This window comes from Corynebacterium ureicelerivorans (assembly GCF_000747315.1).
Taxonomy (GTDB): Bacteria; Actinomycetota; Actinomycetes; order Mycobacteriales; family Mycobacteriaceae; genus Corynebacterium; species Corynebacterium mucifaciens.
This window is the reverse complement of the sequence record NZ_CP009215.1, coordinates 1,643,832-1,657,074: the sequence shown is the minus strand read 5'-3', so window position 1 is coordinate 1,657,074 and position 13,243 is coordinate 1,643,832. Positions and strand designations below refer to the sequence as shown.

General features: G+C 63.6%; 12 protein-coding genes and 1 pseudogene. 7 read left to right on the top strand and 6 right to left on the bottom strand.

The genetic code is table 11. The annotated features are described in order from the left end of the window. Nucleotides 1–51 precede the first annotated feature (51 nt). From CUREI_RS12645 to CUREI_RS08145, 4 genes and pseudogenes are all read left to right on the top strand, one after another. A pseudogene (locus CUREI_RS12645) lies at nt 52–519 on the top strand (transposase); the annotation flags it as partial. 111 nt (nt 520–630) lie between these two features. Next, complete coding sequence (locus CUREI_RS12015) at nt 631–1,746, top strand: IS30 family transposase (RefSeq protein ID WP_236627276.1); 1,116 nt, start codon at nt 631–633, stop codon at nt 1,744–1,746. Between the two features lie 131 nt (nt 1,747–1,877). Next, on the top strand, nt 1,878–2,693 hold the full coding sequence (locus CUREI_RS08150) for a trimeric intracellular cation channel family protein (protein WP_051952288.1): 816 nt from the start codon (nt 1,878–1,880) through the stop codon (nt 2,691–2,693). Between the two features lie 30 nt (nt 2,694–2,723). Then, complete coding sequence (locus CUREI_RS08145; RefSeq protein ID WP_069202919.1) at nt 2,724–3,563, top strand: trimeric intracellular cation channel family protein; 840 nt, start codon at nt 2,724–2,726, stop codon at nt 3,561–3,563. Here CUREI_RS08145 and CUREI_RS08140 read toward each other — a convergent pair. Further along, nucleotides 3,556–4,092, bottom strand: coding sequence for a hypothetical protein (locus tag CUREI_RS08140; protein ID WP_038612562.1), 537 nt, complete (start codon nt 4,090–4,092; stop codon nt 3,556–3,558). The two genes, CUREI_RS08145 and CUREI_RS08140, sit on opposite strands and share 8 nt — an antisense overlap. A gap of 86 nt (nt 4,093–4,178) precedes the next feature. Between CUREI_RS08140 and CUREI_RS08135 the strand changes: the two genes are divergently transcribed. The 3 genes from CUREI_RS08135 to CUREI_RS08125 all read left to right on the top strand — a co-directional run bounded on the left by CUREI_RS08135 (nt 4,179) and on the right by CUREI_RS08125 (nt 7,069). Further along, nucleotides 4,179–5,096 carry a DMT family transporter gene (locus tag CUREI_RS08135; RefSeq protein ID WP_038612559.1) on the top strand — a complete coding sequence of 306 codons (918 nt, stop codon included), beginning with the start codon at nt 4,179–4,181 and terminating at the stop codon, nt 5,094–5,096. 265 nt (nt 5,097–5,361) lie between these two features. Continuing rightward, nucleotides 5,362–5,685: a hypothetical protein gene (locus CUREI_RS12285; RefSeq protein WP_144242441.1), complete on the top strand. Its 324-nt coding sequence runs from the start codon at nt 5,362–5,364 to the stop codon at nt 5,683–5,685. Next, nucleotides 5,675–7,069, top strand: coding sequence for an NAD-dependent succinate-semialdehyde dehydrogenase (locus CUREI_RS08125; RefSeq protein ID WP_038614264.1), 1,395 nt, complete (start codon nt 5,675–5,677; stop codon nt 7,067–7,069). Before CUREI_RS12285 ends, CUREI_RS08125 begins: the two co-directional genes overlap by 11 nt. 72 nt (nt 7,070–7,141) lie before the next feature. Here CUREI_RS08125 and CUREI_RS08120 read toward each other — a convergent pair whose 3' ends face one another. The 5 genes from CUREI_RS08120 to aceE all read right to left on the bottom strand — a co-directional run bounded on the left by CUREI_RS08120 (nt 7,142) and on the right by aceE (nt 13,070). Continuing rightward, the gene (locus CUREI_RS08120; RefSeq protein WP_038612553.1) at nt 7,142–7,942 is read right to left on the bottom strand and encodes an HAD-IIA family hydrolase; all 801 of its coding nucleotides are present in this window, start codon (nt 7,940–7,942) and stop codon (nt 7,142–7,144) included. Next, nucleotides 7,939–8,226 (bottom strand): acyl carrier protein, encoded by a 288-nt coding sequence (locus tag CUREI_RS08115; protein ID WP_038612550.1) that lies wholly within the window; start codon nt 8,224–8,226, stop codon nt 7,939–7,941. The genes CUREI_RS08120 and CUREI_RS08115 overlap by 4 nt, the downstream gene beginning before the upstream one ends. A 111-nt stretch (nt 8,227–8,337) precedes the next feature. Then, complete coding sequence (locus CUREI_RS11655; protein WP_051952091.1) at nt 8,338–9,228, bottom strand: DDE-type integrase/transposase/recombinase; 891 nt, start codon at nt 9,226–9,228, stop codon at nt 8,338–8,340. A gap of 101 nt (nt 9,229–9,329) precedes the next feature. Continuing rightward, nucleotides 9,330–10,016, bottom strand: a complete 687-nt coding sequence (locus tag CUREI_RS12280) for a hypothetical protein (protein WP_144242372.1) — start codon at nt 10,014–10,016, stop codon at nt 9,330–9,332. Nucleotides 10,017–10,274: 258 nt separating this feature from the next. Continuing rightward, nucleotides 10,275–13,070 (bottom strand): pyruvate dehydrogenase (acetyl-transferring), homodimeric type, encoded by a 2,796-nt coding sequence (gene aceE / locus CUREI_RS08100; RefSeq protein ID WP_051952286.1) that lies wholly within the window; start codon nt 13,068–13,070, stop codon nt 10,275–10,277. Nucleotides 13,071–13,243: the final 173 nt, after the last annotated feature.

The window sequence follows — 13,243 nt, the reverse complement described above, 5'->3', positions numbered from 1 at the left end:
ACAAATGGTGAGAGGAGGGTGGTGAATTTGCCCGGAGTTGTCAGTGGGTGAATGCGCCACCACGACCGGGAGGTTGTTATGGCTCATCGTTGGACTCCGAAAGATACCAAGGCCGCTGCGGTGGCGCGGGTGGTTGCAGGCGACGACGTCAGCGAGATCGCCCGCGATGCCGGTGTGAAATTCCAGACCGTGTACAGATGGGTCAAACAAGCCGGTGCTGTCGCGCCGACGAAGGCGTTAGCGCGTGAGCGCGACCAGCGCCTCGATGACGCGGTGGCGTTAGTGACCTCGGGGATGTCGGTGCCGGATGCCGCTGCGGCGTTGGGGATGTCACCGGGTGCGTTGTACCCGCGGTTGGCGAAAGCCGGTGTGGTTACCGAATTGCAGCGAAAGCCCCGCATCACCCCGCAGCAGAAAGCTGATGCGGTCGAGCGAGTAATGGCTGGTGAGCAGGTTGATTCAGTTGCTGCGGCATTCGATCGGTCGGCTAACACGGTATTTCGCTGGGTGCGGCAAGCACGCCAGGTGAAAGCGGTGAAACACCGTGATGGGCCTCAGCGCGCGGACACGCCGGAGGCGTGCGCGTCAAAGGCCTCTGCACACAGCACAGTTGATGGCGTGCCAGCACCAATGAAAACGCGAGCAGGCAGTGTGCCTGCCGACTATGCCGAGGACTGTGTGAACGTAGGCCGCGGGGTCCGGCTGTCGTTTGAAGACCGCCTGACGATCCAGCACGGGTGCAGCCAGGGCCGTTCAGCGAGACAGATCGCAACGCTTCTGGGGCGCCACCATAGCGTGATCAGCCGGGAAATTGCCCGCAACGGGTGGAAAGTTGCCGGCGATGACGGCGAGGTCACGGTGTACTACAACGCCCGGCGTGCCGGCGTGGGTGCCAAGGCGCGTGCGTGTCGGCCGAAGGTACGCAAGCTCGACGACAACCCGCAGCTTCGCGCTGTGGTGGTGGCCTGTCTTGCCCGCCGGTGGTCGCCCGGGCGCATCAGTGTGTGGCTTAAGCACGCTTTCGCCGATGATGAAACCATGCGCATTTCTCACGAAGCGATCTACAGTGCCTTGTACATCCAGGGCAAAGGCAGCCTGCGCGCCGAGCTTGAAGCGGTGATGAAGACCCAAGACGTGCTCATCCGCGGCGGGAAGCGGCGCAAAGCCCGCCCCCGCCCCCGCAACGCCGGTGTGTTAACCGGTAAGCCGTGGGTCAAAGGCGCTGAGATCACCAAGCGCAGCCCGGAGGCCGACGACCGGGCGGTGCCTGGGCACTGGGAAGGCGATCTTGTCATCGGCAAGGGCGGCAAAAGCGCGCTGATTACCCTGGTCGAGCGCACCAGCCGATACACCCTGCTTGGCCATCTGCCCACCGAGCACACATCGATGACGGTGATCGAAACGATCCAGCACATGATCAAAGACCTCAACGCTGAGCAGTTGAAAACCATCACCTGGGACCAAGGCGTAGAGATGGCTGAAACCGCACGTGTGCGCATCAAGGACGGCTGCGAGGTGTACTTTTGCGATCCGCACTCGCCGTGGCAGCGGCCGACGAACGAAAACACCAACGGTGAGATCCGGCGCCGCTTCTACAAAAAAGGCACCGACTTCGCCACCGTCACACCTGAGCATGTCGCTTGGGTACAAAACGAACTCAACGACACACCCCGACAAGTCCTCGGCGGGGCGACACCACGTGAGATACTCGAGCAACTATTCAAACGTGGCGCATTAACCACTTGATCCCGCCCCCATACATCGCGGAGTCTCACCATCCTTGTCTCACCATCTGTCCGCGCGCCCGGGAGATGCTCACCCAGACCCGCCCCACTAGAACGGGTGCGGGTCAGACCGCCGGGCTAGCCTTAGCCCTCATGGAAACTTCGGACACCGTAGGCACCCTGTATTTCGTCCTCGAGTACACGGGCGTGCTGTTGGCCGCCACCGTCGGCGGCACTGTGGCGAAACGGATGAACTTTGACATCGTCGGGTTCGCCTTCATCGCGTACATCTCATCGCTGAGCGGCGGCTTCATGCGCGACGCGATTCTCAACGACGGGCCCGCCGCCGCGCTGACCAATCCGGGGTACCTCATCACCGCCACGGTAGGCGCGGCAATTGCATACACCGTGAATCTCCACGGCAGGTTGTGGGAGCGTTTCCGCTTCTACGCGGATGTGGTCACGATCGGTGTCTGGGCGGTCGCGGGCACGCTCAAGGGTCTGCTCGCGGACCTCAACTGGGTGCCGTGCCTGCTGCTCGCCGTGATCACCGCAACCGGCGGCACGCTTGCGAGGGACATTGTCTTACGGCGCGTTCCGTCCCTCTTCACCTCCCAAAAAATGACGGTCTTCCCGGCCATCATCTCCTCGGCGATTCTGCTCGTGATGAACCACTTCGACCTCGTGCGCGAGGGTATGCTGGCAGCGGCGATCGCTGCCCCGATCTTCGCCATCGCGGTCTACTACGGCGGCGACCGCATCGCGTTTTTCCAAACAAGGCACACCGAGCGCCCGCTGGAGCAAAAGATCGGCGACGCCCTCGGCGTGTCCACCGATTCGAAGCACCCTGAACAATCCGGCGAAGACGTCACACGTGCGTTGGAGGGCGCATCCGACCAGGAGCTGATCAAAGCCCTGCGCATCATGCTGCAAAACGAGGTCCAGGAGCGCACCGAAACCAAGACCTAGCCCGGGTTTCCACCCCCTACGATGGCGCGCATGTACTTCGACAACGTGTTTACCGCCGTCGGTTTCTCCTTCGCTGTTCTCGACCTCATCGGGGTATTCCTCAACGCGCTGATGGGAGGGCTGGTGGCCAGGCGCATGCGTTTCGACGCCGTCGGGTTCATGCTCATCTCCATCATTTCCGGCATGGCGGGTGGCATGATCCGCGACGCGCTTATCGGCTCCACCCCGGCCGCGGCGCTGCAGAACCCGTGGTACATCGGCACCGCGCTTGTCGGCTCCCTCGTCGCTTTCGCCCTTCCGCTAGAGGGCCGCGCCTGGGAGCTGTTCCGTTTCCACGGTGACATGGTCATCGTCGGCGTGTGGGCGGTCACCGGCACGGTCACGGCACTGCATGCGGACGTGACCTGGTTCGGGTGCATCCTCATGGGCGTGCTGACCGCCACGGGTGGGATGGTCATCCGCGAGATAATGATCGGGCAGATTCCGTCCATTCTCGTGGACCGCCAGTGGTACGTGGTCCCCGCGATAGTGGCGTCGATAAGCGTGCAGCTCTTTTACGACCTCGGCTGGGAGTCGGCGGGACTTGCGGTGTCGGCGCTGCTAGGCATCTCGCTCGGGGTGGCGGCGCACTGGCTGCATTGGTCGGTGCCGGGTGCGGAGGCGCTTGCGCCCGTGGACAGCTACTTCACGCGCGTGAAGCGCAAGGTGGGTGAAAAGCTCCCGCCCGTTGCTTCCGGGGGCGAGACCGCCACCACCATGGTCTCCGCGCCGACGCGTAAGGACGTGCGGGACGAGCTCGCCGCCATCGACGGCGAGGTCACCCACGACGAGTTCGTCGCCGCGCTGTACCGCGCGTACGGCCTTAGGTAGCTAACTCGATGTAGCGGGTTTGGTCGCCGACTTTGACCTCCAGGACCTCGCCTTTCTGCGTGAGCTCGTAGGGCTGCTCGGGCGCGGCGCCGTCGTGCGTGGCTCGGATATCCGTCGGCGAACGCACCGTAATCTCCCAGCCGTCCAGCTTCACCGTGGACCCTGGCGGCAGCGGATTGCCTATAGACGTCCCTTCGGCCGCAGCCAACTGTCTGCCCAGCCGTCCATAGTGTTGGGCGCTCCTCTGCACCTGCTTGAACTGCTCCTCTGTGTATTCGTGCGCCTCTATCGCTAAGAGCTGCGTCTGCACCGCCGGGATGGAGGTGAAGCCGAGGCCGGCGAGCGCGAGTGCGGCAGCCAGCACCGGACCCCTACGCGGTTGGATGCGGAGCGCGAGGCCGACCGCGCCCAGCGTGAGAGCCGTGCCAAGCAGCACTATGCCGGCAAGCCGCGTGCCGTGGTTCATTGCCAGAAGTGTTCCGGCGAAGGCTGCGAGCGAGCCGGCCGCGCCGAGCGTGGTTGCGTTCACGAGAGTCCCCCTATGTACATCCCCCAATGCTCTTCCCGAGTGTAGCCGGGGCGGTGGCGAAGTTCCCGTCGTGAGAAAATCGCCCCATGCTGTTGCTCGTGGCGCTCGCGGTGGGCGGGCTGATCCCGATTCAGACCGCAGCGAACTCTCGCCTGCGCTTGAGCGTGGGCAACAAGCCTGTGGTGTCTGCGCTGGTCTCATTCACGGTCGCGCTGTTGGTCGCGATACTTGCCACGACCGCGCTGCACGGCAACCCCCTGCCGCATTTCGCCGACGGGGTTTCTGCGCCGTGGTGGGTGTGGCTCGGCGGCGCGATGGGGGTGTGCTTCGTGCTGGGCAACATCCTCCTGTTTCCCCGGCTCGGCGCCGTGCAGACCGTGGTGCTGCCGATTTTGGGTCAGGTGATGATGGGGCTGTGTATCGACAGGTTCGGCCTGTTCGGCGCGCCGATGCTGCCGGTGTCGTGGATGCGGGTGCTCGGCGCCGTAGTGGTGCTGGCCGGCATTGTGGTGGTGCTGCGCGCAGGGAAGCGGCCCCCGGTGGAGGGCGATGCCGCCGGGGTGGAGCTGTGGCTGTTCCGCGCGCTGGGCGTGCTGGTCGGTGTGGGCTCTGCGGTGCAGGCAGCGGTGAACGGGTACCTGGGCACCATCGCCGGGTCGTCGCTGCACGCAGGCGAAATCAACCTCGCCGTTGGTGCGCTGCTCTTACTGGTGGCAGCGCTGGTGAGTAGCCCGCGCCAGCTCGCACGCCGGCCCGAGCCGGGGCCGTGGTGGATGTGGGTCGGCGGCCTCGTCGGCGCCACGTTTGTCATCTCCGGCGCGACGCTGGCGCCGCGGCTTGGAACCGCCACCACCGTGATCGCGTTCAACGCCGGCACTATCGCGGCGGGTCAGTCGCTGGAGGCGCGCGGGGCGTTCGGCGCGCGGAAGAATCCGCTGACGGCGATGCGGCTACTCGGGCTCGTGGTGATCTTCCTGGGCGTGCTGGCGGTGCGGTTGCTCTAGGCGTGGTCCGCCTCAACCTCAACCACAGCTCGAGCGAATAGGGGGATCAAGCAGCGGTTGAGGGTTGCCCAGGGCAACTCGTGTGACGCAAGATCGTCCGCGAGCAACCAGAGGCCGTTGGGGAAGACGAACCTCTCGTCTCACACTCCGCCGCGCGGATTAGTCACCCGCCGCGGTAATCCCGCTTAGTCACCGGGGCCGGAGTGTGCCGCTACCAATGCGGGCGCGCCGCCGCAGTAGGCGCCCGCAAGAAGGGTCCCCACCTATGACGACAACACTGGCCGCGCCCCGCACCTGCCGCGCCACGCGCAACCGACTCGCGTGGACGCTCCGCATTGAGGGGATGCCGGGGCGGGTGCGACGGAGCGTCGAGAAGCTTATGCTCCTGCTGCCCGAAGGTGAGCCGGGCGACGTCTGGTTCACCCGCTGGCAGCGCCACCCGGATCGCACGTACTCGTGCGGCGAGTCGATCCGCGCGACCGAAGGCGAGGTCGCGGAGTTTGCGCACGCGATCGAGCAGCTAGCCCGCGAGGAAAATTTCGTGGCGAGTATCGCGCCACGCTCGTACCATGGTCTACATGTCAACTAAGTACCGAGTACAAAACCCAAAGACCAACGAAATCGTTCAGTCCTACGACTTCATCACCGACGATGAGCTCGAGCAGGCGCTGGCCACCGCCGACGACACCTTTAAGCAGTGGCGCGAGAAGAGCTTCGAGGAGCGCGCAGAGGTGCTGCGCAAGATCGCCTCGCTTTTCGACGACCAAAGGGACGAACTTTCCCGCATTATCGCTGAGGAAATGGGTAAGTCCGTCAAGGAAGGCGACGGCGAGGTCGACGACGTCGTCGATATTTTCAACTACTACGCCGACAACGGCGCAGAGTTCGGTGCCGACGAGGAAATCCCGAACAAGCGCGGCGGCACCTCCGTGATGCGCAAGGTCCCCCTCGGCGTGATCGTGGGCATCATGCCGTGGAACTTCCCGTACTACCAGGTCGCCCGCTTCGCGGCGCCGGCGATCATGGCCGGCAACGTAGTTATGGTCAAGCACGCGGAGATCTGCCCGCGTTCGGCCGAGGCGATTGAGAAGATCTTCGACCAGGCTGGCGCGCCGAAGGGCCTGTACACCAACGTGTACGCGCAGCACTCGCAGATCTCCACCATGATCAAGGACAACCGCGTGCAGGGCGTATCCCTCACCGGCTCCGAGCGCGCGGGCCGCGCCATTGCTTCCCAGGCTGGCGAGGCCCTGAAGAAGTGCGTGCTCGAGCTGGGTGGCACCGACGCCTACGTCGTGCTGGACTCCTCCGACGTGAAGGCTGCGGCCGAGACGGCGTGGAACAAGCGCATTGGCAACGTTGGCCAGGCTTGCACCTCCAACAAGCGCATGATCGTCATGGAAGACATCTACGACGAGTTCGTACAGGCGCTGGTTGACATCGCCTCCTCCTACACCGAGGGCGACCCGCTGAACCCGGGCGAGGGCAACGAGTTCTACCCGCTGTCCTCCCGCGACGCCGCGGAATTGCTGGCACAGCAGCTGCGTCTAGCCGTGGATGAGGGCGCGAACCTGCGCGTCGGCGGCGAGGTGACCGGCAAGGGCGCCTACATCACCCCGGCCGTGATCACCGATATCCCGGTGGGCTCCGACTCCTACTACGAGGAGTTCTTCGGCCCCGTGGCTGAGGTGTACAAGGTCTCCTCCGAGGAGGAGGCAATCAAGGTTGCCAACGACTCCCGTTACGGCCTCGGCGGCGCCGTGATGTCCGAGGACGAGGAGCGCGCCAAGAAGGTCGCGGCGAAGATCGACACCGGCATGATCCACGTCAACATCCCGCAGGCCCGCGGCGCCGAGCTGCCGTTCGGCGGCGTGAAGGCGTCTGGCCTGGGCCGCGAGCTCGGCCCGCTGGGCATGGACGAGTTTGTGAACAAGCAGCGCTTCTACGTCGCTGGTTCCGACTCCCAGGTGTAAAAACCTCTTCAAAGCTTCGGCCCGGGTGCGTCATCTCGACGCCCCGGGCCGTTGCTCTTCTGTTGGCCGGTCTTACTCCTCGTCGGCGTAGAATCCGTCGCCAAACGGGTCGCGGATGTGCTCCACCAGATCGGCCACCGACTCAACTACGGATGTGGGGCGGAAGGGGTAGCGGGAGATTTCCGCGTCGTCGGATATCCCGGTGCGCACAAGGATGGTGCGCAGGCCCGCCTCAAGGCCAGCCTTGACGTCGGTGTCCATGCGGTCGCCGATCATCACCGTGTTCTCGGAGTGCGCGCCGATGTTATTCAGCGCCGAGCGCATCATCACCGGGTTCGGCTTGCCCACGTAGTACGGCTCCATCCCGGTCACGGCGGTGATCATGGCGGCCACGGAGCCAGTTGCAGGCACCACGCCGGCCGGCCCAGGACCAGTCAGGTCGGGGTTGGTCGCGATGAAGCGCGAGCCATTGCGGATCAGGTTCGACGCGGTGGTCAGCGCCTCAAACGAGTACGTGCGGGTCTCGCCCAGCACCACAAAGTCGGGGTCCGCGTCGGTGAGGATCCACCCGATCTCATGCAGCGCCGTCGTCAGACCTGCTTCCCCGATGACGTACGCCGAGGCCACGCCGGCCTGCTGCGAGAGGAACTTCGCTGTCGCCGTGGCCGAGGTCCAGATGCGCTCCGGTTCGATATCCAGGCCCATGCGCTGCAGTTTCGCGGACAGGTCGCGCGGTGTCTGCATGGAGTTGTTGGTCAGCACCATGAATTCGATGTCCTCACGGCGCAGTGAGCTTATGAACTCCTGCGCGCCGGGAATGACGTCGCCCTCGCGGTGCAGGACGCCGTCCATGTCGGTTAGGTACGAAATCATTGGTGCTCCTCCACATATTTAGCCAGGTCCTGCGCGGTGGGGCAGGAGGCGTACACGTGCTCGTCGATAGGCACTCCGAACGCGTCCTCGATGCGCACCGCGAGCTCGATGCGGTCTAACGACGAAACCCCGCTCTCACTCAACCCCGTTTCAGGCGCGATCTCAACGCCTGCGACCTCCTCCACGAGCTGCGCGAGGCGCGTGAACGTGTCCCGGGCCTCGTCAGTGTCGGTGTCGTCGGCGAGGTCAAGGGCACCCAAGTCCAGCCGTTGTGAAAGTTCCATGCCGCAATGATAAGCCCATCCAGCGCGGCGCCCACGGATTTGCTCACTCTAGCCAGGGCCGGGGGTCTGCGGACTTCCTGTGAACCACACTGGTGGCCGTTGTGTTGTTGGCTAGGTGGTTTTGGCTATGTTTCGTTGTTTAGCCAGGGTTGTGTATTGCCCGTCTGGTCCGGTGGTGAGTCTGTCAAAGACGAACCAGTCCAGATAATCGTCAAGATACTTCATAAACTCCTCGGTTGTGTGCTTTTCGGGGCGAATTCCACTGGCGTGAAGTTCGCGCTTGATGGTGCCGAAGAACCCTTCTACTCGGGCGTTGTCGCCGCTGTTGCCGAGCCGGGATAGGGACGGCACCATCAACCAGGCGTTATCGCACGGGTTCTCGTCTGTGCAATGTGTGCATTGTTGCTTGTCGTGACTGATATCAGTCAGTCGGTCAACCCAATCGATGTGGCGGTAGTGCCAGCCACGGTCGGTGTGCAGTTCGGGGCGTTGGCCTGGTTGTATTTGCTCGAGCCCAGCTTCAAGCATCGTGTTGGTCAGCAACGCCGCTGGTCGCGTTGCGCAGGTATACGCGATGGGCATGTTGTCGTGGAAGTCGATCAGCGGGCTAAAAAAGACTTTGCCGTCAGCGCATTGAAACTCGGTGATGTCGGTGCCGAGTCTTTGGTTTGGCGCATCGGCATAGAAATCGTGTACCAGATCCTTCCTGCCCGCCTGCCTGCGACGATCCGCCTGCGAACGATATCTTTGCGAAACGTGGGTGCCATTTTTGGTGACAGTGTCGATGTCTCCAACCAGACATCGATTTGCTGGGCGATGCGCAGTTTCGCCCTTGTACGAGCTGTAGCGCTTCGTGCGTTTCATCTTCGGCTGCAGGTGTTCTTCGCGCATGATCGTACGAATCGATTTTTCCCCCAGCGACAGACCGTTCGCTTTGCACACTTCACTCACGCGGCGGTAGCCGTAGACCATGCGGTTGCCCTCACAGGCGGCGGTAACCATTGCCTTGGCCTGGCCTTTTCGGTCGACTAGAGGGTGTTTTAACCGCCTGCATGCCGACTTGTAGGTGTTGTATTTCAATCCGTAGTAGGCGCAGCAACGCGTTACTTGGTATCCGACGTCCCGGAGTCGTCTGACAGCCGTAGCGACGACCACGCTATCGAGCGTCTCCGGGTTTGCGCTTTTCCCTCAGATTCCATCACCGCCTCAAACAGCGCTTTATCCGCCAGACGCATAAACCGCTCTTGACGCAACAGGTCTTTGAGGGTCTCAACGTCATCCGGCAACGCTGCCTCATCAAACGGAGCTGTTGGCTGCTCATGGTTGCGTGAATGTGCACTCTCACCGCGCGGGGCGCGTTGTGATTGACGTTGTGTTTCGGCCTTCTTGCGCTTGCGTTTTTGGGCTTCGTGGTGTTCTTTCACACGCGCCAGTGTCGCCTGTTCTATCTTCTGCGGTGTCATCCCACGCCGCGAACCCGCATCCGGAGCGAACTTGTGCGTCCACGCCGCCACGGAACTCGCAGCGACCCGAAAACGCCATCCAATCTCGCGGGTGGATGCCGACGTTGTCACATTCGCCCGGACGACCTCAGCAATCAACTCGGCAGAACGCCAACCTTTATCGACCCCGCTGCCATGACGGGCGTTGCGTGCCCATCCCGAAATTGAAGCGGTAGAAGGAACAGACCTACATTCCTCCCGAATCAACTGCGCACGAACCTGCGAAGCAGCAAGCCCCTGCCCCGAAAGCTCAACGGCACGCTGCCGTACCTCCGGCGGATAACTCATCCTCGAACTCCGATCCCGACGACCGATGGTTCACAGGAAGTCCGCACAGCCCGGGAGTGAACAAATCCGATTGAGCGCTGGGTAGTGGGTGCCTCAGCGACACATTACGGCAGAATCTGTCAGACGGCCCGCAAACACCCAGGTCGGACCAGGCGGTGCGCGGAATCTGTCAAGAACCAGCCGGCTAGAGGCTCCCAACCCAGGGCATAACGAAAGGGGCGTTCCAGGCGGGACGCCCCTTCGTCGATAGGCAAGGTGCTACTCGGCGGTGTTCTCCGGGCCGACGTCCTCGGCGGAGTCGTCCTGGGTGGCGGCAGTCGGGTCGTCGATCTTCAGGTCCTTGGCTGCCTGGGCGGCGACGGAGCGGTCGATCTTGCCTTCGTTGGCCAGGCCCAGCAGAGCGGCGACGGCCATGGACTCGGCGTCGATGTTGAAGAAGCGGCGGGCGGCCTCGCGCGTGTCGGCGAAACCGAAGCCGTCAGCACCCAGCACGATGTACTGGCCCGGCACGTAAGCGCGGATCTGCTCCTGCAGGTCGGATGCAAAGTCGGAGGTCGCGATGTACGGCCCGGAGGTCTGCTTCAGCTGCTTGGTTGCAAAGGCCTCCTCGACCTCAGCCTCCGGGTTGCGCAGCTGCTCGGCGGCCTTGCGCTGGCCCTCGCGGGCGAGCTCCGTCCACGAGGTCACGGAGTAGATCGCGGCGCCGACGTTGTACTGCTCCTGCAAGATCTCCTGCGCCCGCAGCGCCTGCTGCATGCCCACGCCGGAGGCCAGGAGGGAGACCTTGTTGTCCAGGTCCTTACCCTTGTCGTAGAGGTAGATGCCCTTGTGCAGGCCCTCCACGTCCAGGTTCTCCGGGCGGGCCGGCTGGTGGTGGGGCTGGTTGTAAACGGTGATGTAGTACATCACGTTCTCGTCCTTGCCCTCGCCGTTGCCGTACATGCGCTCGATGCCCTTGGAGATGATGTACGGCATCTCGTAGGCGAACGCCGGGTCGTACGGGATCACAGCCGGGTTGGTGGAGGCCAGGATCGGGGAGTGGCCGTCCATGTGCTGCAGGCCCTCGCCGAACAGGGTGGTGCGGCCGGCGGTCGCGCCGACGATGAAGCCGCGGCCCATCTGGTCGCCGGCTGCCCAGAAGTTGTCGCCGGTGCGCTGGAAGCCGAACATCGAGTAGAAGATGTACATGGGGATCATCGGCTCGCCGTGGGTGGCGTAGGAGGTCGCCGCTGCGATGAAGGAGGCCGAGGAGCCGTCCTCGTTGATGCCCTCGTGCAGGATCTGGCCGTCGGTGGCCTCCTTGTAGGACAGCTGCAGGTCGTGGTCCACCGGCACATAGTTCTGGCCATTGGGGTTGTAAATGCCCAGGGTGGGGAACCACGAGTCGAGGCCGAAGGTGCGGGCCTCATCCGGGATGATCGGCACGACGCGCTTGCTCAGCTCCTTGTCGCGCATGAGCGCCTTGAAGGTGCGCACGAGCGCCATGGTGGAGGCAACTTCCTGCTTGCCGGAGTCCTTGAACAACGCCTTGAAGGTCTTCTCAAAGTCCGGCTGTTCCAGCGGGGTGTAGTTTTCGCGGCGTTCCGGCAGGAACCCGCCCAGTTCTTCGCGGCGGGCCTTGAGGTACTTGATCTCCTCGGCGTCCTCGCCCGGGTGGTAGTAGGGCGGCAGGTACGGGTCCTTCTCCAGCTCTTCGTCGGAGATGGGGATCTGCTGCTTGTCGCGGAAGAGCTTGAGGTCCTCGAGCGCCAGCTTCTTCATCTGGTGGGTGGCGTTGCGGCCCTCGAAGTTGTGGCCCAGGCCGTATCCCTTCACCGTGTGGGCGAGGATGACGGTCGGCTTGCCCTTGGTCTCAAGAGCGCGCTTGTAGGCGGCGTAGACCTTGCGGTAGTCGTGGCCGCCGCGACGCAGGTTCCACAGCTCTTCGTCGGTCATGTCCTCGACGAGCTTCTTGGTGCGCTCGTCGCGGCCGAAGAAGTGCTCGCGCACGTAGGCGCCGTCGTTGGCCTTGAAGGTCTGGTAGTCGCCGTCCTTGGTGGTGTTCATGATGTGGACGAGCGCGCCGTCCTCATCCTTTTCCAGCAGCTCATCCCACTCGCGGCCCCAGACCACCTTGATCACGTTCCAGCCGGCGCCGACGAAGAAGCTCTCCAGCTCCTGCACGATCTGGCCGTTGCCGCGCACCGGGCCGTCCAGGCGCTGTAGGTTGCAGTTGATCACGAACGTGAGGTTGTCCAGGCCGTACAGGGACGCCATCTGGATCAGGCCGCGGGACTCCGGCTCGTCCATCTCTCCGTCGCCGAGGAACGCCCAGACGTGCTGCTGGTCGGTGTCCTTGATCCCGCGGTCCTGCAGGTACTTGTTAAAGCGTGCCTGGTAGATCGCGTTCATCGGGCCAAGGCCCATGGACACGGTCGGGAACTCCCAGAACTTCGGCATGCCGTGCGGGTGCGGGTAGGACGGCAGACCGCCCTGCTCGCGGGAGTGCTCCTGGCGGAAGCCGTCCAGGTCGTCCTCGCTGAGGCGGCCCTCCATGAAGGCGCGGGCGTACATGCCCGGAGAAGCGTGGCCCTGGAAGAAGATCTGGTCGCCGCCCTGTGGGGCGTCCTTGCCCTTGAAGAAGTGGTTGAAGCCGACTTCGTACAGCGCTGCGGCAGACGCGTAGGTGGAAATGTGGCCGCCAACACCGATGCCGGGGCGCTGCGCGCGGTGCACCATCACCGCGGCGTTCCAGCGCATCCAGCGGCGGTAGCGCTTCTCAATTTGCTCGTCGCCCGGGAATTCCGGCTCGAGCTTCGTCGGAATGGTGTTGACCAAGTCGGTGGAAGACAGCGCCGGCAGCGGCACGCGCTTGGCGTTCGCTCGCTCGATCAGGCGCAGCATGAGGTAGCGAGCGCGCTCTGGGTCAGAATCCTCCAGCAGCCCGTCGAGGGAGTCCATCCATTCCTGGGTCTCCTCCGGGTCCGCGTCGTGCAGGTAGGACGCAACGCCCTCGCGCAGTGAGAGGATGTTGGTGTCAACCTCAGCCGCGTTCTTTACGCGCGCGTCTTCCATCTCGGTTTCTTTCTGGGCCACTTTGACCTCCTGGGTTCATTCGGGCAATACGCCCTTAAGAATACGTGGTTGCGGGCGCGGTTTCTTACAGTGGGTGGGCTTTGGTGAGACTAATCACCGCTTCTTCGCGCATTCCCTGCCTATCGACGTTAAGCTAACGCCCAAACCAACCA

What these genes read in the sequence shown, in the direction of transcription:
- CUREI_RS11655 (WP_051952091.1), bottom strand. Translation starts at nt 9,228, where the DNA reads ATGGTTACCGCCGCCTGTGAGGGCAACCGCATGGTCTACGGCTACCGC.
- CUREI_RS12285 (WP_144242441.1), top strand. Translation starts at nt 5,362, where the DNA reads ATGACGACAACACTGGCCGCGCCCCGCACCTGCCGCGCCACGCGCAAC.
- CUREI_RS12015 (WP_236627276.1), top strand. Translation starts at nt 631, where the DNA reads ATGAAAACGCGAGCAGGCAGTGTGCCTGCCGACTATGCCGAGGACTGT.
- CUREI_RS08135 (WP_038612559.1), top strand. Translation starts at nt 4,179, where the DNA reads ATGCTGTTGCTCGTGGCGCTCGCGGTGGGCGGGCTGATCCCGATTCAG.
- CUREI_RS08145 (WP_069202919.1), top strand. Translation starts at nt 2,724, where the DNA reads ATGTACTTCGACAACGTGTTTACCGCCGTCGGTTTCTCCTTCGCTGTT.
- CUREI_RS12280 (WP_144242372.1), bottom strand. Translation starts at nt 10,016, where the DNA reads ATGAGTTATCCGCCGGAGGTACGGCAGCGTGCCGTTGAGCTTTCGGGG.
- CUREI_RS08150 (WP_051952288.1), top strand. Translation starts at nt 1,878, where the DNA reads ATGGAAACTTCGGACACCGTAGGCACCCTGTATTTCGTCCTCGAGTAC.
- aceE (WP_051952286.1), bottom strand. Translation starts at nt 13,070, where the DNA reads ATGGAAGACGCGCGCGTAAAGAACGCGGCTGAGGTTGACACCAACATC.
- CUREI_RS08120 (WP_038612553.1), bottom strand. Translation starts at nt 7,942, where the DNA reads ATGATTTCGTACCTAACCGACATGGACGGCGTCCTGCACCGCGAGGGC.
- CUREI_RS08115 (WP_038612550.1), bottom strand. Translation starts at nt 8,226, where the DNA reads ATGGAACTTTCACAACGGCTGGACTTGGGTGCCCTTGACCTCGCCGAC.
- CUREI_RS08125 (WP_038614264.1), top strand. Translation starts at nt 5,675, where the DNA reads ATGTCAACTAAGTACCGAGTACAAAACCCAAAGACCAACGAAATCGTT.